Here is a 21,004-nt window from a genome sequence, read left to right as displayed (position 1 = left end):
GTACGCAAATGAGGAGACTATTCAAAAATATATAAATGAACAAGGCCAAGAAAAGACTGCTTATAAGAAGTTTCATAGGGCACAATTACGGTTATTCGAATAACGCGATACCTCGAAGCTCTGCTTCGGGGTCATTCATTACTCATCCGGCACTAAGAGGAAAGTCGGATGAGTATTAATTTAGCTACAAGGTATATTTTATTCCTCCAAAGAAATTGCGCTTAGGTGCAGCATTAAAGAACCGGCCTCCAAAGGCATTTATATCATTCCCAAGGCTATAAGTTTCATTCAACAGATTGTCTATCCCTGCGTAAAAATCCAAAACAGGTTTTCCGGGTTTTGAGCTTCTCCAACCCGCTTTGAAATGTACAAGGTCAAAACTTCCTGCATATACGCTGTTCGCATCATTCAAAGGGATTTTCGAGGTATAATTGTGCTGTGCGAACAGGTAGAAATTCTTTTGAAAGCGGAAATCCAGACCACTGACTATCACACTTCTGGGCGTGCCGGTTAAACGGTTTCCCGAATAATTTGCTGTTCCATTCTGATAATCCCTGAAAAAATATTTACTGAGTGTAAAACTGTTTTGCAGCTGAAGTCCGCTTAAGAACCCTTTTGAACCCGGTTCGATAAGCCAATAGCTGGTCTGGGTTTCCACACCAGTCTGCCGGGTACCACCAGCATTTAAATAGAATTCAGTATCATCTGCATTTACGCGTCGAACAATCGCATTTTCAAGTCGATACTGGAAAATTGAGGCATCCATCCAAAGACGGTCATTGCCATTACGTAAGCGGAAACCTGCTTCGTAATTCCATCCTGTTTCAGATTCCAGAGTTGTATTGATCTTCTTGTCAGATGCTCTAACCTCGGCAATTGTTGGAGGTGAATAACCTCTGCTGATAGAAGAACGAAGCGCAAGCATATCTGATATCTGATAAGATAGTGCAAATCGTGGCATTAGTTCAGGATCAAAATTGCGTTCAAATCGGCTCGCATAAGATCTGATATCCTTTGAAAACTTATACCTGTAATAATTTAAGCTGGCGGCAACTTCGGCGGTAAGCTTGTCGCCGATATTTGCAGAAAAACGTGTGAAATAGAAAAATTGACGCGAAAGTATATCGTCCTGTGCCTGTAGACTGCCCTGAACTCCTCTGTTATTATTATAGTTGGCAATATCAGCGCTGGTACCCTGCAATTCAAGACCGGCATTCCATTTCCAGTTAACTGCTTTATCTTCATTTCCGGATAGCTCGAGGTAGGTTCTTATTCCACCTGTATATTCTTTACGGATTTCATAATTGGTAATGAATGGGTTCAGATAATCGGTTTTTGAGCCATAGACTCCAAAAACATGCCGCAAATTACCGGTGATCTTTGCATCATTGACAACTCCGGCATATAAAGTATTGTTTTCAATCCTGGCTTTTTGTGCAACCGGGCCTGCAACAAATGCGGTTGATGGTCGGGCTGCCTGTGGATTGAGATTGTATTGAGCCAGGGTCAAACCTCCGGGAGTTTTGTATTCCAGGTCAGAATAAAAAGCAAGTACACGAAGCTGATTCTCTTCTGAATAATTCATGCGGTACATCAGTTGGGCATAATGACGGCTCATGGCACTATGTTCACGGTAACCATCTGATCTCTGATAGGAATGATTAATGTTCAGGTATTGGTTTTTGAATTTTTTCTGAACGGCTAGCTTTTCATGAAACAAACCATATGATCCGCTGCTGATACCGGCTGATGCCCAGGTACTGTCGGCATTTTTGTCGACAGGGTTTATCAATACAACTCCGCCGGAGTTTGCTCCGAATAAACTGCCATCGGGGCCTTTCAAAACTTCAATATTATGGATACTGTTCACATCGATCAGATTTAGATAGGTGTTTCCTCCCGCATCTGTCAATGGGAATTCATCCAGATAGATTTTTACGTTTCTTACTCCAAAAGGGGATCTTAATGAACTTCCACGAATGGATAGGCGATAACTTCCCGGAGATCTTTCTTCCATTCTGATACCGGGTACCGCGTTAAGGGCAGGTACCATTGAGATCCCGGGCTGGTCTCTCAATTGTTTATTACTGATTAAACTCACAGATGATGGAACCTGTAATATTGGCTGTTCTGAAAGATAAGCCCTGATCACAATTTCTTTTACTTTCTGAACCGAATCTACTTTGCTTTGTGCAAAGCTAACATTCACTAATAATGTAAATATCAGAGTGAATTTTATTCCCCTGAAACTAAAATATCTGCTTGTTTCCATTTTTTATATTAAAAATCCTTTTTTCTTAGGCGCGGCTAATTTATTAAAACTTATAATGAAATTTTGCTTTTATTGTAATGGATATTGAAAATTGATGTAAAATTTTTGAGTGTTTAGAAACAGCCCTGATCTGATTATTCAATAATTACCTTATTAAAGAAAATAGCCAGATTTGTTTTCCGGCGTTCATCATATCCTCCATGTTCTATGCTCAACATATATTTGTCTTTAAGATCAGGTCCTGCAGATATTTTTGGATTATAAAATGGCCCAATTGAAAAAAGGTTCCAAATGGGGTTTTCATCGTATTCAGCTACATTGACAAGTAAATTGCAACTGTTTTCATGACCTCCAGCTTGCATTGCGCTGCCTGATGGGTTTCCAACAAGAAACACCTTAATTATAAAACGATCAGCCATGATTATCATGCCTGAATCAATACTGCCTAATAGTTTAACAACAGACTTTGTTTTTACAGACTTTACAGAAGGTTCAGGTAATTGGCTAAAGGAGAGGAATGCATGACTTATTAGAATCAAGCAAATGATTATGGATTTCATCAGAGAAGGATTTATACATCAAGATACAAAATTTCAGTATGCCTGGTTCAAGCTAAACCCTGACCCATTTTCATAAAAAAACCCATCGATTTTGGATGGGTTTTATCAATCGAAATTAATTTTCTTTATTCGAAATATTCTTTCATTTTATCGAAAAAGCTCTTTTCATTTTTCCCTGGCTGAGGTTTGAAATTCGGAGATTCCCTAAGTTTATCAAGTATTTCATGTTCATCTTTTGATAATGCTTTTGGAGTCCATATATTGACATAAATGAGTTGATCTCCTTTATGATAGGAATTTACTTCCGGTACACCCTTAGCTTTCAGACGTAAAATTTTTCCGCCCTGGGTACCTGATTCAATCTTGATCTTTGCTTTTCCATCAATGGTTGGTACTTCAACGCTGGCACCTATGGCAGCATCAATGAAGCTGATGTGCAGGTCGTAAATGATATTATTTCCTTCACGCTTCAATGATTCATGAGGTATTTCTTCAATAAGAATAATCAGATCGCCTGGAATACCACCTCTTGGAGCAGCGTTTCCTTTGCCACTCATCGAAAGTTGCATGCCTTCACTTACCCCGGCAGGGATATTGATACTGATTGTTTCCTCGCCCCGTGTAAGTCCATCACCATGACAAACCGTACATTTTGAAGTAATCTGTGTTCCCTCACCATTACAGGTAGGGCAGGTGCTTGTGGTTTGCATCTGACCTAAGATGGTATTGGTTACCCTTCTTACCGCTCCGCTTCCATTACAGGTACTACAAGTATTAAATGAGGATTTATCTTTAGCACCGCTTCCATCGCAGGTGTCACAAACAATCTGTTTGTTAACTTTTACTTTTTTCTCAACTCCTTTGGCTATCTCTTCAAGACTTAATTTAACCTTGATCCGAAGATTACTTCCTCTGGAAGCACGACGACCACCTCTGGTCTGCTGCTGGCCACCGAAAAAACTATCGAATGGACTTCCGCCACCGCCTCCACCGCCAAAGATGTCTCCAAACTGACTGAAAATATCCTCCATATTCATGTGGCCACCGCCATAAGCACCGCCATTCGGACTAGAAGCTCCTCCGGCATGGCCAAACTGATCGTACCTTTTTTTCTTATCAGGATTGCTTAAAACCTCGTAGGCCTCGGCAGCTTCCTTGAAATTCTCCTCAGAAGCTTTATCCCCGGGATTTTTATCCGGATGATATTTGATCGCCATTTTCCGATAAGCTTTTTTTATCTCATCGGCATTTGAACTGCGTGTGACACCAAGTATGTCGTAATAATCTCTTTTAGCCATTTTTATAAATCAACAATATGCACATTGTTTAATTGAGCAATTAATTCTGATTCGAATATAATTACCAGCATATTATTTTATGCACCAATAATAACTTTTGCAAAGCGTATTACCTTATCATTCAGTAAATACCCCTTTTCTAATTCATCAATAACCTTGCCCTTCAAATCCGCTGAAGGTGCAGGAATACTGGTTATACCCTCATGCAAATCGGCGTCAAATTCTTTGCCTATTGATTCCATCTCCTTCAACCCTTTTTGGTTAAGGATACTTTTTAATTTAAGTTGAACAAGTGTTACCCCTTCTTTCACTGCTACCACATCTGTAGCAGTTTCTATTGATTTTTGTGCTCTTTCAAAATCATCGAGTACGGTTAAGAGATCAGATATGACATCTTTTCCTGCTATTTGCAGTAATTCCAGTCGCTCTTTACTTGTGCGGCGTTTAAAATTGTCAAATTCTGCATATAAACGCAGGTATTTATTCTGCCATTCGGTAGCTTCTGCCTTCAATTTATCTTCGTCTGAAATCTGGGATTCCTTATTTTCAGAAGACGATTCTTCTGATCCTTCTTCTACACCATCTGAAACTTCATTTTTATCGGTCTCATTCTCATGCAGTGTTTCATTTTGCTCTATATTTTCAGGATTTTGATTCACTTCCATTTTGTTCTTCTTCTTCTTTTTATTCAATATTTCTGAAAAATTCATATTAAGTCATCACAATTTTTTTGCCAAAGATAAAATCAGTCAAGCTGTCAGTGTTTTTGCAGGATAGGAGGATTAAAGAGCAAGGAACAAAGACAGTTTAGGATCAATAAAATTTTGATTTAATAGAGCTTGAGATCAAATTAGTGATCAAGATATAATTAACCTTTGCTCTATATTTTCACATCTTCATGAACCAGGCCAGCTTCACATTTAATAATTCTGGAAGGAAAGGTCCTGATGATATGATAATCATGTGAGGCCATTAGTACCGCGGTACCCGACTGACTGATCTGCTTCAAAAGCGTAACAATCTCTTCTGATGTTTCAGGGTCAAGATTTCCTGTTGGCTCATCTGCAAGTATTAATTCAGGATCATTCAATAATGCTCTGGCAATTACAACGCGCTGCTGTTCACCACCGGATAGTTCATGAGGCATTTTTTTGATCTTTGAACGTAATCCTACCTTTTCCAGAACATCAAGTATGCGTTCTGAAATTAGTTTTTGATCCTTCCAGCCGGTGGCTTTCATTACAAATTCAAGATTTTGTTCAATGGTGCGATCGGTCAGTAACTGAAAATCCTGGAAAACAATTCCCAGTTTACGACGAAGAAAAGGGATGTCTTTTACTGTTAGTTTCTTAAGATCAAAACCTGCAACAAGCCCGTTTCCATTTGAAATATGCAGATCTCCATAGATAATCTTCAATAAACTGCTTTTTCCTGAACCGGTTTGTCCGATTAAAAACACAAACTCACCCGGATTGATATGCAGATTTACATTGCTCAGTACCAGGTGCTTTTGCTGATACACATCTACACCTTCTAATTTTATAACGGAGTTTGCAATCATAATTCTAGTTTTAAAATTTGCCCGAAAGGCAGGTCTTTAATTTTGTTCATGATGTAATCTGCCTGTTCTGCAAGTCCCGCTTTCTCCAGTGCTTTTTCAGGCCGGTCAACGCGAAAATACGCCAGAAGTGTGAATTTCTCATCACGCAATTGAACATAATCCGGGATTTTTGCCCCCCCCTTTACTTTAATCACATACATTATGGTCAAAGTTAATTAAATAGTAGTTAGTAGTTAGTATTTAGTAGTTAGATTTATGGGAGATTCATTGGGAATTAGGGGCCTTTATTATGACAAAAGTCAACAGAATTGAGCCAGGAACCAGGAGCCAGGAATCAAGACTGGATTCAGCTACCTATGGTATTTTTTTAAGAACAAAGAGATGAAGTATTCTTTACTTTAGTATCCTCTTATCAGACCTCAGACTTCAGTCATCAGACAACTCCTACCTAAGTTCTCTTAAGAACTTCATCGTATTCACACCATCGGCATAATCAAATAGACCGGGGCACTGGCTTTGACCAAATGGCAATGTACTGAGTGGTAATTTAGAATTGGAAACGATGCATTGGATCAGATCTTCATTTTTCAGTAATTCGGATTCCACTTTTTCAAGTTTCTGATATTCTTCGTAATATAATACTGCGAGAGGCGAAACAAAATGTGAATCTTCTTTTAATAGCAGAAAGCCATTGTCAAGGTGTTTGTCGAGATTGACTAAAAAAATCGATTTGTTATAATCGTAGTTATTATTGTATTTATGATGATCAGCCACCGATTTAAATCCTTCAATCGATTCGAAAAATATTCTGAAATCATAGCCTTGAGGTACATAGAGTTTTGAAACATTCCGGCAGCCGAGACCGAAATAATCAAAAATATCATGGCCTAGAGCTTTGAGCTCTTCCCTGCTCTCCTGACCGTTTAATACAGCTACACTGTTTCGGTTTTTGCGGATGATATGCGGTACTTTACTGAAATAATAGTCGAAATATCTTGAAGTATTGTTGCTTCCTGTCGCGATTACTGCATCAAAATCTTTCAATCTATCGATATAGCTGATCTGTTGCTCAAAATTAGGCTCAATTTCAACTAGTTTATTCAGTATATAGGGTATTAACTTCTGATCCTGAGAAGATAGTTTGATCAGCGCTTTGTGCCCGGATGCCAGGACGCAAAGAATATCATGGAATCCAACTATCGGAATATTGCCTGCCAGAATTAAACCTATAGAGCGCATTTTTATTTCGGCGTTTCCTGATTCATTTTCCAGCCATTTTCCCAGATCCTTTTTATTCATCATTCCAGCAATTGCACTCACAGCCATTGCAGCACTTTGAGGAGTGAACCAGGCATTGTATTGGTGTGCAGAGTTAATTAATGCACTTAATTGCTCATCTGGTTTTGCCATGATATGGCCTAAAGCCTCAAAAGCCGTGATTCGTTGATTGCTTGTCAAAATCTTACTCATTAAAATATTTACTTCAAATAATGTTATATTTGTCCCACACTCAAAAATGAGCTTCTGCTCAATTTTAGTGCAAAAATAGCTTTACAAATAGACTTTTAGATAAGATGGCAATTAAAATCACCGATGAGTGTATTAACTGCGGGGCTTGTGAGCCCGAATGCCCAAATAACGCAATTTATGATGCCGGTGCAGCATGGAGATTTTCTGATGGCACAGGATTAAAAGGCCTCATTGATTTTGGAGATGGTTCAACCCTGAATGCAGAAGAAGCACAGGCTGCTATCTCGGATGAGGTATATTACATTGTTTCGGATAAGTGTACCGAATGTGTTGGTTTTCATGATGAACCACAATGTGCCGCAGTTTGTCCGGTAGACTGCTGCGTTGATGACGAAGATGTTCGCGAAAGCCGTGAAGAATTGCTTGCTAAGAAAGCATGGCTGCACGTTGAATAAGATTAATAGATTATGATAGCGGACTGATAATTCAGGCCGCTTTTTTTATGTCTGTTTTTTTATTTCTTTTCGGGATTGGGAATGATCAAAACCGGGCATTTTGATTTTCTGGCAACACTCTCAGAAACACTTCCTGAAATGAAATGATCAAATCCTGTTCTTCCGTGTGTTCCAAGAATAATGAGATCAGCTTTGCATTCTTCCGCAACTGCCAGAATCTCATCCTGAGCCCTGCCAATCCGGGTATAGGTTGAAATTTCTACGGTCTTACCATGCTTCTCAACTAATCTTTTAAAAAGATTTTTACTCGCTTCTTCCTGTATGTTCATCAGTTCAGGAATCATTGCCGGCGACTCATTAAGTAATGGATCAGCTGTGTATGATGAGGCAATGGGAATTTCATCAGCATGAACCAGAATGATATTCGAACCAAGATTCTTAGCCAGTAATACACCATAATTTACCGCCAATTCCGAATAAGGGCTGTCTTCAACCGCTATAAGTATTCTGTTAATGTTTTCAGGACTTATCATAATTCTTTTCTGGTTAAATTTTAGTGATTTTGGTATTTAGGCTTCAATTATCGCTCAATTTAATGTAAAATTGGTTTATTTGCAATATGAATCAACAGTTTGGTGTTTGTAATCTTGCACTTGTCCCGCTCCGGACTGATCCTTCTGATAAGAGTGAGATGTGCTCTCAGTTATTATTTGGCGAGGTTTTTAGTATTCTTGAGGTTGGAGAAAAATGGACAAGGGTTCTGACAAGCTACGATGATTATGAAGGCTGGATCGATAATAAGCAATACATCGGGATCACTGATACTGCACATGCAGGCTTATCAAACCTGAATACAATACTTGGTTTATTTGCCATTCATGCTGTATTGAAAACCGATACTTCAGAAGTGCTGAATCTGTTGGCTGGCACGATTATTCCACATACTGTCGATAATTATTTCTATTTGGGAGAGACCCGGTATAAACTTGAAGGGCAAGTCCACCATCCGAAAATTAACGAGTTCAGATCTTCAGTTGCTGAGGCAGCCATGTTTTATATGAATGCACCTTATCTATGGGGAGGACGTTCAGTTTTTGGGATTGATTGTTCAGGGTTTACACAAATGGTGTTCCGGCAGTTCGGTATCCGCATAAAAAGGGATGCCTGGCAGCAGGCCGAGCAAGGCCAATTATTAGGATTTATTCAGGAAGCCAGAGCCGGTGATCTTGCTTTTTTTGATAATGATGAAGGACGGATTACCCATGTAGGAATCATGCTTGATAATGACCGCATTATTCATGCTTCAGGTAGGGTAAGGGTCGATCCGGTCGACACCCAGGGCATATTTAATAAAGAGTTGAATAAGTATACGCATAAGTTGAGGATTGTTAAGAGGTTTAATTAAGTTAGTATTGAGTATAGAGTATTGAGTAGTGAGAGGCAGGAACCAAAAGAATCCTAATAAAAAGAACTGAATTGAGAATTGATATCCGATAGCTATCGGATTGACATTTAGTAAAGAAATTTGCTAATATTATTAATTTTAATTTAAGCAGGATGTCATCCTGATCCGCCCTGGGCGGAGAAGGAACTTCACAATGGGTGAGTAGGAGTTTTGCAGCGAAAATAGAGGTCGATAGGGGCTAAGTTCCCTCCTGCGTCGGGATGACAGATCGTTGAGAACTGATGGCTATCGGGTGGAAATTAAACCATCATGGCATTGAAAATTAAGTTTGCAATGAACCGAAAATTTACCAGCAACCAACAACTAACAACCAACAACTACCCACCAAACTCTACTTTCCAAATCTTCAACAATTTATCATCGCTAACTGAAATGAGTTGATTATCAACTGATTCCCAAATGATTTTATTGATGGACAGGCGATGGGCATTGTATCCTTTTTCAAGACTGATGGTTTTCTTTAAGCTATAAGTTTCTGTATCCCAAATCTTGATACTTTTATCTCTGCTTGCAGTGGCCATAAAAGGCAGATCGGGGTGAAAGGCGATACTATAAATCGAAAATAAATGTGCCGGAATACTTTGAACCAGGGAATAATCGGAACTGCTCCAGATCTTCAACTGAGCATCCCTGCTTCCTGATAAAAGGTGTTTCCCATCCGGAGAAAACTGGATTGAACTGATGGGCATCGTATGCTCATCAATAATATGAATCAGGCTATAATCTTCAAGATTGTATATCCTGATCGTATTATCCTTACAACCGAAAGCAACTGTTTTTTCATCCGGACTGATACTTATCACCCTGACTGTTTCTGAGGAGACCTTGAATGAAAATAACAGATTCAGGCTTTTAATATCCCAGATACTTACGGTACCATCTTCAGATGAAATAATCAGTTCATTTTTAGAGGATACAGATTTGATATCAAAAACCGGAAGTTTATGGTGATCTAATACAGCTACAATCTTTTGTTCCTCAAAATTAAAGACATCCACCTGCCCGCTACGCTCAGCAGCAAGAAGGAGTGGTGCTGAAACCGGGCAATGAAGACTATATACAGATGATTTTACCGGGAAAAGCACCTTGATAAAGCCCGGAGTTTTTACATTCCACTCCACAACTCCTTTATCATTTCCTCCTGTAAAGATTATCCCTGCTTTCTGAGAATTCTCGACAGTGAAAATAGGGTTCTGATGCCCCGATAAAGTGGCTGTGTTTTGAATCTCGATCATATTCGGAAGGTGTTCAAAAAATTATTTTCCCGAATGTCTGCCTTCCAGGTTTTGGGCAATTTTTTCGAGACTGACATTCTTTTCTTTCAATAATACCAGCAGGTGAAACACCAGATCGGACGCCTCATTGATTAAGTCATGCTCTGTTTCATTCAGCGCAGCGATCACAGTTTCAACACCCTCTTCACCAACCTTTTGCGCAATCTTGTTCAGTCCTTTATTACGAAGCTTGTTGACATAAGATCCTTCGACTGGATTTGCATAACGATCTCCAATGATTTTCTCCAGTTCAAAGATGAAATTCTGGTTAAAAGCCGTATCAAAACAGCTTCTGTTGCCTTTGTGACAGGTTGGCCCGACCGGATTTACCTTGATCAGCAGGGTATCATTATCGCAGTCCTCAGCGATGGATACCACATGAAGAAAGTTTCCGCTTTCTTCACCTTTTGTCCACAAACGGTTTTTCGTCCTTGAAAAGAAAGTAACCTTATTTTCAGACACCGTTTTCTGATATGCTTCTGCATTCATGTAACCAAGCATAAGCACTTCCAGTGTTTGCTCATCCTGAATAATTGCAGGTACCAGACCTTCTCCTTTATTGAAATCAATCGTCATTTTCTCCGGACTTATATTCTAACCTCGATATTATTTTGCTGCAGCACTTTTTTAAGATCAGGGATCAGTATTTCACCGTAATGAAAAACCGAAGCCGCAAGTGCTGCATCAGCATTACTTATTTTAAACACATCCACAAAGTCCTGAATATTTCCGGCACCGCCGGAGGCAATCAAAGGAATGCTCAGTGTATCATTTATTTTCTTTAACAGGCCATTGTCAAAACCCGCTTTCGTGCCATCATGGTCCATAGAAGTCAGAAGGATTTCTCCTGCGCCTCTGCTTTCTGCTTCTCTTATCCAGTCCTCTGTTTCAATTTCAGTAGCTATACGTCCGCCATTTAAATGAACATAGTTTTTGCCATTTATATGCTTGGTGTCGATAGCTACTACAACGAACTGCTTACCAAAGGCCAGTGCGAGTTCATCTATGAAGGCCGGGTTTCTTACAACCGCAGAATTTACGGATATTTTATCAGCTCCTGAGTTAAGAAGAATGTCGGCATCAGAGATCTCATTTATTCCACCGCCAATGGTAAATGGAATATTTACCTGCCGGGCAACAGCTTTAACCAGTTCAACTATGGTTTTTCGTCTCTCATGAGTAGCAGTAATATCCAGAAATACAAGTTCATCTGCACCCTGTCGTGAATACTGATAGGCAAGTTCAACAGGATCACCGGCATCACGTAATGCAACAAAATTGACGCCCTTAACTGTGCGGCCATCTTTTACATCCAGACAAGGAATGATTCGTTTTGCCAGATCATTGCCTGACTTAATAACTTCAGTTTGTAGGCTTGAGGATTCCAAAACTTAGATAAATATAATACCCATATTCATACGGGTCTTTGATCGTAAAACGATTTAATTAATTGCCTGACTAAGGACAAACCAAATTTCCTGGCTCTTAGAAAAATGCAGAATCTTAGAAACTAATCAACGCTTTCAGATTCCAGTCCTTAATTTCTTCTATCGAAATTCTTCCTTCATAAATTGCTTTTCCAACAACGCATGATTCTACTTTGATCTTCTGCAGATCTTCAATATCCTTCATTGAACTTATTCCACCTGAAGCAATTAGTTTTATAAAAGGGGAGTGTTCAAGCAGTTTTTTGTAAAGACTTACTCCTGCACCACCCAGTTTACCATCTTTATCAATATCAGTACAGAGAAATCTGAAAAACCCAAGATTTAAGCATTTATCAACATAATCCATCAGTTTAATCGGAGAACTTTCCATCCATCCCGAATATTTGATTACTTCATCAAGTACATCGATAGCTACAACAACCTGATCCTGACATTTCTCTTTACCGCAAACTTCCTCACTTAATTCCTTAAGGAAATTTACATTTGTGATTGCCTGAGTTCCAACTATAACCCGGTGGACTCCGGCATCAATTAGTTCTTTCACTTTATCTATGCTTCTGATACCACCACCGTACTGGATCTTAATACTTGTCTTATTGATAATATCAAACAGATATTTCTGATTGCTAAAATCACCCTTGGCACCATTAAGATCAATGATATGAATGAACTCTGTGCCATTAGATTTGTATTTTTCAATCATCTCCTCGAGGGTAACATCATAAAATGTTGCCTGCTCGTAATCACCTTCGCGTAAACGGACAACTTTTCCGTTTAAAATATCAATAGCTGGAATTATATACATGAGTTTATGCTAAGTGTGCAAAATTTTTCAATAATTGTTCGCCGGCAATACCGGATTTTTCCGGATGAAACTGAACGCCATAAAAGTTATCTTTCTGTATAACAGCAGAGAATTTTATTCCGTATTCTGCTAAAGCAATCGTAAAAATAGAATTAAATTCTATATAATAGGAATGAACAAAATAAAAATGAGTTCCCGGTGTGATATCACTGAATAAAGGATTAACAGATGACTGAAAGACTTTATTCCATCCTGTATGTGGTACCTTAACGTTCAGTTTGTTGCTGAAAAGCCTTGTTTCCAATGGAATAATACCTGTAAGTGCAGAATCACCTTCCTCAGAATGAGTGGTTAACAATTGCATTCCCACACATATTCCAAGCACAGGTTTCCTGAGAGCAATAATGGAAGGCACCAGACCGGTATCTTTCAGCTTTTGCATGGCAGAACCTGCATGACCTACACCAGGAATAATATAGCGGTCATATTTTTCAAAGTCTTCAGCTGTTTTGATCATCCCATAACTTAAGCCAAGGCGATCAAGTGCAGCTGTTAACGAAAAAATATTTCCGGCACCATAATATACTATACCGATCATAATACTCCTTTAGTACTTGGCAATTCTGTTCCGGTTATTTGAATCGCTTGTTTAATGCTTTTAGCCAGGGCTTTAAAGCTGGCTTCTATCATATGGTGGGTATTGCTCCCGTCAATAATTTTTAAGTTTAAATTCATTCCGGCATGTTCAGAGAATGATTTCATCCAATGTTCAAACATTTCTGTTGGGAAATCACCTACATATTCCCGGTCGAATTTGCCTTCATAAATAAAATAAGCCCGGTCAGAAAAATCAATGGCGCATTGAACAAGAGCTTCATCCATAGGCAAAAGGAATCCATAGCGCTCAATTCCGCGCTTATCTCCCAGTGCCTGTTTAAAGGCTTTACCCAATGCAATCGCACTGTCTTCTATCGTATGGTGTTCATCAATTTCCAGATCACCCTCAACCTTCAGAACCAGGTCAACACCTGAGTGCTTTGCGAGTTGATCGAGCATATGATCATAGAATTTCAATCCGGTATCAATCTTATGTTCGCCGTTCCCATCCAGATTCAGACTAAGCCGGATCTTCGTTTCCTTCGTATTGCGTTCAAGTTCAACCAGCCTGTCTTTTTTACCAGTTAGAAATTTGCAGATCTCAGGCCAGCTATTGCTGTTCAGGGCTGTATTTCCCAAATTCCTGTCTGAAAAAAAGATAGCCTTACATCCAAGATTTTGCGCAAGCTGAACATCCGTTTCCCTGTCGCCTATAGTATAGGAATTATGCAGGTCAATTAGGTTGGATATCAGGTAATTAGTTAATAGTCCGGTATTTGGCTTGCGATTCGGACTATTATCGTCCGGAAAGGAATCATCGATAAAAATTTCTGTAAACTCTATACCTTCATTTGCCAGAATTCTCAGCATTTTCTGATGTGGTTTCTGGAAATCCTCCTCTGGGAAGCTGCTTGTGCCTCTTCCGTCCTGATTGCTGACCATCACTAATTCGTAGCCATAATCCTGTAGCTTTTTCAGAGATGAGATCGCATAGGGCAGGAACTCCAGTTTTTCCAGGCTATCAACCTGTAAATCGATAGGTGGTTCTGCGATCATGGTTCCATCGCGGTCTATAAACAATACCTTTTTCATATTTTATCAGATTCCTGAAAGGATTTTAACGCGTTTAATAATTCTATATTTTCTTGCGGCGTGCCGATTGTGATCCTTAGACAGCCTTCACAAAGTTCAACTTTTGAACGGTCGCGTACAATGATCCCCAAATTGACGAGGCGGCTGTAAATACCTTTTGGATTGCTTGTTTTCACAAGAATGAAATTCGCATCTGAGGGGTATATTTTCAGGACAGATGAGATTTGGGCGAGTTCAGCTATTAATTTCTCGCGTTCTGCAACAGTTTCTTTGATCCAGCTGTTTATCTGATCCACATTTTGCAATGCTTCAAGAGCCAGTTCCTGTGATGCTTCATTAATATTATACGGAGGCTTTACTTTATTGAAAATTTCAATAATTTCTTCACTCGCAAATGCCATTCCAACTCTCAATCCGGCAAGTCCCCAGGCTTTTGATAAGGTCTGAAGTATAACCAGATTCGAATATTCAGTCAGTTCCTGAATAAAAGTTTTTTGCCTGCTGTAATTAATATACGCTTCATCAATAACCACCAGACCGTTAAAGTTGGCAAGAATGGTTTCAATATCCTTTCTGTCAATGGAGTTTCCGGTTGGGTTATTAGGAGAGCAGATAAATATGATTCTGGTATGCTCATCAATAGCTTCTGCAATAGCTTCCATATTCAGCTGATAATCAGTCCTGAGTGGTACTTTTCGTAATCTGACATTATTGATATTTGCAGAAACCTCATACATTCCATAAGTAGGAGGAAGGGTTATTACATTATCCACACCTGGATTGCAAAATGCTCTGAAAAGTATGTCAATGGCTTCGTCACTTCCATTCCCTAAGAAAATATTCTTAGCAGGCACTCCTTTTATTTCAGCAAGGCGATTTTTGACCTTCCATTGCAGCGGGTCAGGATAACGATTGTAATTGTGGTTTAATGGTGAGCCATAACTGTTCTCATTGGCATCCAGAAAAACCGATGCTTCACCCTTAAATTCATCCCTTGCAGATGAATAAGGCACCAGCTCCTTTATATTTTTACGAAGTATATTATCTATGTTGAACATCGTATTTCTTTTTTTAATGCCGGGATTATTATTCCAGGCTGTCTTTCAAACGTACAGTCACAGCATTCTTATGTGCTTGTAATCCCTCCAGCGATGCCAGTATCTCTACGGCAGGCCCCAGGTTTCTTATACCTTCTTTATTGATGTGCTGAAAAGTGATCTTTTTTACAAATGAATCTACTGAAACTCCTGAATATGCTTTTGCATAGGAACTGGTAGGCAGGGTATGGTTTGTCCCAGAAGCATAATCTCCTGCACTTTCAGGAGTAAGATGTCCAAGGAATACTGAACCTGCATTAATGATATCATCAGAGATACTTTCCCACTGGTCTGTTGCCAGAATCAGGTGCTCAGGTGCATAGGTATTACTGAATTGCATTGCTTCCTTGAGATCTGAACAAAGTACAGCATAAGAATTGGCAATAGCTTTTGCAGCGATCTCAGCTCTTGGGAGTACTATAAGCTGTTTTTTCAGTTCAAGTATAGTTTCTTCAATGATCTTTGCAGAACTTGAAACAAGCACAGCCTGACTGTCGATTCCGTGTTCTGCCTGAGCCAAAAGATCAGCGGCAACATATTCTGCATTTGCCGTATCATCAGCTATGACCAAAACTTCAGAAGGACCTGCAGGCATATCTATGGCAGTCTGACTTTCAGATTGTATGATCGTTTTTGCCTTGGTTACGTACTGATTTCCGGGACCAAAAATCTTATCAACTTTCAGGATACTCTCTGTGCCATAAGCCATTGCAGCTATTGCCTGTGCACCTCCCGCAAGATAAATCCGGTCAATTTCAAGCAGTTCGGCACAATAGGCCAGATAAGCATTTACCTTTCCGTCTTTCTGCGGCGGAGAACAAACAATAATTTCTTTACATCCGGCAATTCTTGCAGGTATGCCAAGCATCAGAAAGGTACTGGGCAGAACCGCGGTTCCTCCCGGTATATAGAGCCCAACTTTCTCAATTGCCCTTAGTTCCCGCCAACAGACCACACCTTTTGATGTTTCAGTCTTTTCTTCTGTTTTGAGCTGACTTGCATGAAACTTCCAAATATTATCGTATGCCAGTTTCAAAGCCTGTTTTGCCTCTTCAGAAGTACCTGAAGCAATAGTTCTGATCTCTTCCTTATCTAAAAAGAGTTTATCGAGTGTAATGCCATCAAACTTTTCGGCAAATACTTTCAGGGCATTGTCCCCATTAAGCTTTACCTCATCAATGATTTCTGTTACTGCTGCCCGGATATGATTATTGGAATCTATATTGCGTTTGCAAAGATCTTCAACAGCTTTTGCGTTCAGATCCTTTAAATTATAGACTTTCAACATGGCTGTCCTTTTATAAGATGATCTTTTCGATAGGCATCACAACAATGCCCTGGGCACCTGCACTTTTCAACAGGCTAATCTTCTCCCAGAAATCGCGCTCAGGAATTACCGTATGAACAGCTACCCATCCGCTTTCTGCCAGAGGTACTACCGTCGGACTTTTAACACCCGGAAGTAGCTCAAGTATGCGATCCAGATTTTTAGACTCTGCATTCAAAACCACATATTTGGTTTCTTTCGCCCGGAGTACCGATTGAATTCTTTGAATCAGTTCAACAACAAGAGGTTCAGCTTCAATTCCATTTCTTCCGATCAATACCGCTTCCGATTTCATCACTTCTGCGAATGGCTTCAGTCCGTTGCTTTTAAGTGTACCACCTGTTGATACAATATCAAATATCGCATCACTCAGACCGAGACCCGGGGCAATTTCAACCGAACCGGATATCGTGCGGATATCAGCACTGATATTATTCTTGTCCAGGAAGTTCTTCAGTATTACAGGATAGGAAGTCGCAATCGATTTTCCATTCAGGTCACTAACATTTTGGATGCTGCTATGAGTTTGTACTGCCAGTTTCAGTGTACACTTGCCGAATCCCAGCATTTGCAGGAAGCTGACATCGACCCCTGTTTCACTGATCACGTTTTCTCCTACTATTCCGAGGTCGGCAATGCCATCCTGAACATATTCAGGAATATCATCATCCCGGAGGAACAATATTTCAAGCGGGAAATTCGATACAGTGGATATCAGGGAACTTTTATAATTTTCGAAGCTTAATCCGCAATTTTTGAGCAGTTCGACCGATTTTTCGTTTAATCTACCAGATTTCTGGATAGCTATTTTAAGAGTTTTCAAATTGTAAGTTTTAATCAGACCAAAAAATTATTAAGAAACAGTTTCACGTAGAAACGTATATTATATTACATCGCCGCAAAGCGATGATGGAAATGTACGTGATGTGTGAAAACTATATTCATAATATTTGGCCCAAATAGCTTGGGAGGCGAGCAAATATAAGGATTGGATATGGGAATTAAAAATTTATGTTAGTTGACAGTTGACAGTTGAAAATGCCTGATAAATTTAAATAAATTATCAGGCATTTTTAGGTTTAATCAAATTGCTTTTTGTGGTTTTGACGATACTGATCAGGAGTCTGAGTACTTCTGAACAATCATGATTGATCGTGCTATATTCATCCTGATTTATAAATCCAGTATCTTTAAAAGGCTTATCCAATATTCAGTTTCATTAGCTTCCTTTAGGGCGATATTCATTTTATGGAGAAAGTCAGCAGATGATTGGGCATGTTTCGCCTCTTTGATTTGGGCACATATTGATGTGCCGCTTCTTAATAGTTGTTTTGATAGAACAAATTCTTTCCGCTCCTCAGACAGCACTTTGTAAAGTCTGATTGTTTGGATTGCAAAGGCATAAGATTTTGTCGCGACAATACTCATTATTCTAATTGATAATTGACACCCGGTAGCTATCCTATCGGGTTGACAATGGATAATTAAAAAGATTAACTTCAATATTATCTACTGAACCTCCAATCAAAATCTACCCTTTGGTAGCGAAGATCTATTTAACGGTAAATAAAAAATGGTAGCAGATTTTCATACCTACTACCATTCAAATTGTCAACTGTCAATTATCAATTAATCAAGTTTTCTGTTTCTTCCTCTTCGCAGCAGGGAATAAAACATTATTCAGGATTAATCTGTAGCCGGGTGAGTTAGGATGAAGATTCAGGTCGGTAGGTGGGTCTCCCACCATATGCTGATAATCTTCCGGGTCATGCCCGCCATAAAAGGTCCACTGCCCTTTTCCAAACTCTCCATGGATGTAACGGGCTTCATCGCTTGTTTTGGTTTCACCCATCACAAGTACATTTGGCTTAATGACGCTCTTTCTGAATGCGGTTGTCTGGCCCATGAATCCCTTCACCACTTTATCATGGTTTTGGGTAAGCATCGCCGGAACGATATCCCATTTGGCAGAGAAATCAAACAAAGTAAAAAAGTCGTTCGTGCGATTTAATATTTGCGAACGGATAGGAGTAGCATCAATATTTGAAAATTCATTGTTCGCCGGATTCATATCCAGCTTGAAGTTCTGGAAAGCAAAGGTTTGATTAAAATCCAGTTTCGATTGTGCTTTTGGGTCTGAAGTGTCACCATCAAAAACACGCTCCACAATGTCTGTTCCGTTAGCTGCCAGTGCAATATCAATGGTTTCGGGCCCTGAGCACATGGCAAACATGAAGCCACCACCTGAGCAAAAGTTTCGAATGTTTCTGGCGACCTCAAGTTTCATTTCAGACACTTTACTGAAGCCATTTCTCTTTGCAGTGGCTTCCTGTAATTTTACATCATCAATATACCATGAAGCATTTCTGAAAGCACTCCAGAAACGATTGTATTGTCCTGTAAAATCTTCATGGTGAAGGTGCAGCCAGTCGTATTTCGGCAATTCACCTTTTAAAACCTCATCGTCATACAAAATATCATAGGGAATTTCAGCATAGCTAAGTACCATGGTTACTGCATCATCCCATGGTAACTTATTTTTGGGGGAATAAACGGCAATTTTCGGGGCTTTCTCAAGTTTGACCATCTCCATGTTTACTGATGGGTCGGTCACTTCATTTAAAATCGCATTTACCTTTCCGTCAGCCAGCACTTCATAAGACACTCCCCTGATCTTACATTCCGATTCCATGGATTGGGTATATTTCATCAGAAAACTACCACCTCTGTAATTCAGCAGCCAGTCGGTTTCAAGTCCATTTTTTAGAGCCCAGTAGGTGATACCATAGGCTTTTAGATGATTTTTCTGATCCTCATCCATAGGTACAAGGATGGAAGCAGCTCTGCAAACTGCAGTTAAAATTAGGAAAAGAAGGGTTAATCTGGCTTTTAACATCAGGTTTTATAACGTTCTACAGTATTTAAAGGTATAAAAAGGAAGAAGATATTTTAAGAATTTCATCAATTGACCGAAATAATTACCTTTGTCTTCCAATGATAGTCAAAGAAATATGAGCAAAGCAATTATTAAAACCGAGAAAGGTGATATGACTGTTCAATTTTACGATAAAGATGCACCCAATACAGTTGCAAATTTCTTAAAATTGGCGAAATCAGGTTATTATGATGGGGTAACTTTTCACAGAGTGATCAATGATTTTGTGATTCAGGGCGGAGATCCGACAGGTACGGGTGCCGGTGGTCCGGGATATAGCATTGATTGTGAACTTGATGGGGAAAACCAATTCCACGATAGAGGCGTACTTTCTATGGCTCATGCTGGCCGTAATACAGGTGGTTCACAGTTTTTTATTTGCCATAGCCGTACCAATACCTCCCATCTTGACCGTAATCATACCTGTTTTGGTAAGGTTATTGAGAACGTAGATGTTGTTGACGACATCCGTCAGGGCGATAAAATATTAGGAATAGAGGTTATTGAAGACTAGTATTGAGTATTGAGTATTGAGTACTTAGAACCTGGACGAATATATCTAAGGGACAGGATCGTTTAACAATAGAGATCAAATTGAAATGATTTAGATTAGTGATAGTAATAGACGGTATATGCTTTAAATCCATAGTACTTTTTGTCTAAATACTAAATACTAACTACTAACTACTAAAAAATGAATTTAAGAGGATTAGTATCCGTATCCGGTAAACCGGGATTGTTTAAACTGATTGGCCAGAATAAATCGGGCTTTATCCTGGAAACATTGGATGAGCAGAAGAATAAGATCGTAGTGAATATCAGTACTGCAAAGATGGCCTCTTTAGAAGATATTACCGTTTTTGGTAATACGGCTGATTTGAAACTGAGCGATATCTTCCTCAAAATGAAAGACAGCAAAAATTTACCTGATGCAAAAACCGCAGATGGGAATTCTTTATGTGCTTTCTTTACAGAAGTAGCTCCTGATCACGATCAGGAACGTGTTTATGCTTCTGACATGAAGAAGATCATAAACTGGTTCAGTATCATTAAGGACTTACCTTTGTTCAACGAAGAAGCTCCTGAGCCGATAGCAGATGGCTCTCCGGTTGCTCCTGCAGATACTCCAGTCGTTAAAAAGCCAGAGCCTGTGAAAGAGAAACCTAAGGCTACCAAAGCTGCAGGAAAGAGCGCTACGAGATTGTCTCAGAAATCGAAGTAGGAGATCTGAAGTCTGAAATCTGATGTCTGAGGTCTGAGGTCTGAAATCTGATGTCTGAAGTAGGAATGGACGATAGTTAATCCATTTCCTATTTCCATAAATTCTGAATCACAAGTAGCGTATAAT

General features: G+C 39.4%; 23 protein-coding genes. 4 read left to right on the top strand and 19 right to left on the bottom strand.

The window, feature by feature from the left end; genetic code table 11:
- Positions 1–184 precede the first annotated feature (184 nt).
- From Q8M41_RS14670 to Q8M41_RS14640, 7 genes are all read right to left on the bottom strand, one after another.
- The gene (locus Q8M41_RS14670; protein WP_305366037.1) at positions 185–2,272 is read right to left on the bottom strand and encodes a TonB-dependent receptor; all 2,088 of its coding nucleotides are present in this window, start codon (positions 2,270–2,272) and stop codon (positions 185–187) included.
- 134 nt (positions 2,273–2,406) lie between these two features.
- Positions 2,407–2,832, bottom strand: a complete 426-nt coding sequence (locus Q8M41_RS14665) for a hypothetical protein (RefSeq protein ID WP_305366036.1) — start codon at positions 2,830–2,832, stop codon at positions 2,407–2,409.
- Between the two features lie 125 nt (positions 2,833–2,957).
- On the bottom strand, positions 2,958–4,130 hold the full coding sequence (dnaJ, locus tag Q8M41_RS14660) for a molecular chaperone DnaJ (RefSeq protein ID WP_305366035.1): 1,173 nt from the start codon (positions 4,128–4,130) through the stop codon (positions 2,958–2,960).
- A gap of 77 nt (positions 4,131–4,207) precedes the next feature.
- Entirely contained in the window at positions 4,208–4,840 is a 633-nt protein-coding gene (locus tag Q8M41_RS14655; RefSeq protein WP_305366034.1) for a nucleotide exchange factor GrpE, read from the bottom strand.
- Between the two features lie 170 nt (positions 4,841–5,010).
- The gene (locus tag Q8M41_RS14650; RefSeq protein ID WP_305366033.1) at positions 5,011–5,691 is read right to left on the bottom strand and encodes a cell division ATP-binding protein FtsE; all 681 of its coding nucleotides are present in this window, start codon (positions 5,689–5,691) and stop codon (positions 5,011–5,013) included.
- Positions 5,688–5,891, bottom strand: coding sequence for a fructose-6-phosphate aldolase (locus tag Q8M41_RS14645; protein WP_305366032.1), 204 nt, complete (start codon positions 5,889–5,891; stop codon positions 5,688–5,690). Before Q8M41_RS14645 ends, Q8M41_RS14650 begins: the two co-directional genes overlap by 4 nt.
- 244 nt (positions 5,892–6,135) lie before the next feature.
- Entirely contained in the window at positions 6,136–7,161 is a 1,026-nt protein-coding gene (locus Q8M41_RS14640; RefSeq protein WP_305366031.1) for an acyl-CoA reductase, read from the bottom strand.
- 104 nt (positions 7,162–7,265) lie between these two features.
- Between Q8M41_RS14640 and Q8M41_RS14635 the strand changes: the two genes are divergently transcribed.
- Positions 7,266–7,616, top strand: coding sequence for a 4Fe-4S dicluster domain-containing protein (locus tag Q8M41_RS14635; RefSeq protein ID WP_305366030.1), 351 nt, complete (start codon positions 7,266–7,268; stop codon positions 7,614–7,616).
- A 59-nt stretch (positions 7,617–7,675) separates the two neighbouring features.
- Here the strand turns inward: Q8M41_RS14635 and Q8M41_RS14630 are convergent, their stop codons facing one another.
- A complete protein-coding gene (locus tag Q8M41_RS14630) occupies positions 7,676–8,149 on the bottom strand; it encodes a universal stress protein (protein ID WP_305366029.1) in 474 nt (157 codons plus the stop codon).
- Positions 8,150–8,235: 86 nt separating this feature from the next.
- On the opposite strand from Q8M41_RS14630, the gene Q8M41_RS14625 reads away from it, so the two are divergent.
- On the top strand, positions 8,236–9,021 hold the full coding sequence (locus Q8M41_RS14625; RefSeq protein WP_305366028.1) for a C40 family peptidase: 786 nt from the start codon (positions 8,236–8,238) through the stop codon (positions 9,019–9,021).
- A gap of 377 nt (positions 9,022–9,398) precedes the next feature.
- Here Q8M41_RS14625 and Q8M41_RS14620 read toward each other — a convergent pair whose 3' ends face one another.
- The 11 genes from Q8M41_RS14620 to Q8M41_RS14570 all read right to left on the bottom strand — a co-directional run bounded on the left by Q8M41_RS14620 (position 9,399) and on the right by Q8M41_RS14570 (position 19,617).
- Positions 9,399–10,316, bottom strand: a complete 918-nt coding sequence (locus Q8M41_RS14620) for a WD40 repeat domain-containing protein (RefSeq protein ID WP_305366027.1) — start codon at positions 10,314–10,316, stop codon at positions 9,399–9,401.
- Between the two features lie 21 nt (positions 10,317–10,337).
- Positions 10,338–10,931, bottom strand: a complete 594-nt coding sequence (gene hisIE / locus Q8M41_RS14615; RefSeq protein WP_305366026.1) for a bifunctional phosphoribosyl-AMP cyclohydrolase/phosphoribosyl-ATP diphosphatase HisIE — start codon at positions 10,929–10,931, stop codon at positions 10,338–10,340.
- Positions 10,932–10,942: 11 nt separating this feature from the next.
- On the bottom strand, positions 10,943–11,743 hold the full coding sequence (hisF, locus tag Q8M41_RS14610; protein WP_305366025.1) for an imidazole glycerol phosphate synthase subunit HisF: 801 nt from the start codon (positions 11,741–11,743) through the stop codon (positions 10,943–10,945).
- A 115-nt stretch (positions 11,744–11,858) separates the two neighbouring features.
- A complete protein-coding gene (gene hisA, locus Q8M41_RS14605; RefSeq protein ID WP_305366024.1) occupies positions 11,859–12,608 on the bottom strand; it encodes a 1-(5-phosphoribosyl)-5-[(5-phosphoribosylamino)methylideneamino]imidazole-4-carboxamide isomerase in 750 nt (249 codons plus the stop codon).
- Positions 12,609–12,612: 4 nt separating this feature from the next.
- Positions 12,613–13,206 carry an imidazole glycerol phosphate synthase subunit HisH gene (gene hisH / locus Q8M41_RS14600; RefSeq protein WP_305366023.1) on the bottom strand — a complete coding sequence of 198 codons (594 nt, stop codon included), beginning with the start codon at positions 13,204–13,206 and terminating at the stop codon, positions 12,613–12,615.
- Positions 13,203–14,297: a bifunctional histidinol-phosphatase/imidazoleglycerol-phosphate dehydratase HisB gene (hisB, locus tag Q8M41_RS14595; RefSeq protein WP_305366022.1), complete on the bottom strand. Its 1,095-nt coding sequence runs from the start codon at positions 14,295–14,297 to the stop codon at positions 13,203–13,205. The genes hisH and hisB overlap by 4 nt, the downstream gene beginning before the upstream one ends.
- Positions 14,294–15,355 (bottom strand): histidinol-phosphate transaminase, encoded by a 1,062-nt coding sequence (gene hisC / locus Q8M41_RS14590; protein WP_305366021.1) that lies wholly within the window; start codon positions 15,353–15,355, stop codon positions 14,294–14,296. The genes hisB and hisC overlap by 4 nt, the downstream gene beginning before the upstream one ends.
- Before the next feature lie 28 nt (positions 15,356–15,383).
- Positions 15,384–16,682 carry a histidinol dehydrogenase gene (hisD, locus tag Q8M41_RS14585; RefSeq protein WP_305366020.1) on the bottom strand — a complete coding sequence of 433 codons (1,299 nt, stop codon included), beginning with the start codon at positions 16,680–16,682 and terminating at the stop codon, positions 15,384–15,386.
- 10 nt (positions 16,683–16,692) lie between these two features.
- Positions 16,693–17,544, bottom strand: coding sequence for an ATP phosphoribosyltransferase (gene hisG, locus Q8M41_RS14580; RefSeq protein WP_305366019.1), 852 nt, complete (start codon positions 17,542–17,544; stop codon positions 16,693–16,695).
- A 350-nt stretch (positions 17,545–17,894) separates the two neighbouring features.
- A complete protein-coding gene (locus Q8M41_RS14575; RefSeq protein ID WP_305366018.1) occupies positions 17,895–18,149 on the bottom strand; it encodes a four helix bundle protein in 255 nt (84 codons plus the stop codon).
- Positions 18,150–18,354: 205 nt separating this feature from the next.
- The gene (locus Q8M41_RS14570) at positions 18,355–19,617 is read right to left on the bottom strand and encodes an asparagine synthetase B (RefSeq protein WP_305366017.1); all 1,263 of its coding nucleotides are present in this window, start codon (positions 19,615–19,617) and stop codon (positions 18,355–18,357) included.
- A gap of 115 nt (positions 19,618–19,732) precedes the next feature.
- On the opposite strand from Q8M41_RS14570, the gene Q8M41_RS14565 reads away from it, so the two are divergent.
- Complete coding sequence (locus Q8M41_RS14565) at positions 19,733–20,170, top strand: peptidylprolyl isomerase (protein ID WP_305366016.1); 438 nt, start codon at positions 19,733–19,735, stop codon at positions 20,168–20,170.
- A 180-nt stretch (positions 20,171–20,350) separates the two neighbouring features.
- Entirely contained in the window at positions 20,351–20,878 is a 528-nt protein-coding gene (locus Q8M41_RS14560) for a DUF5606 domain-containing protein (protein WP_305366015.1), read from the top strand.
- Positions 20,879–21,004: the final 126 nt, after the last annotated feature.

It is taken from the genome of Daejeonella sp., assembly GCF_030684675.1.
Classification (GTDB): Bacteria; Bacteroidota; Bacteroidia; order Sphingobacteriales; family Sphingobacteriaceae; genus Daejeonella.
Note: the sequence above shows the minus strand (reverse complement) of the source record. Positions and strands in the feature narration are given on the sequence as shown.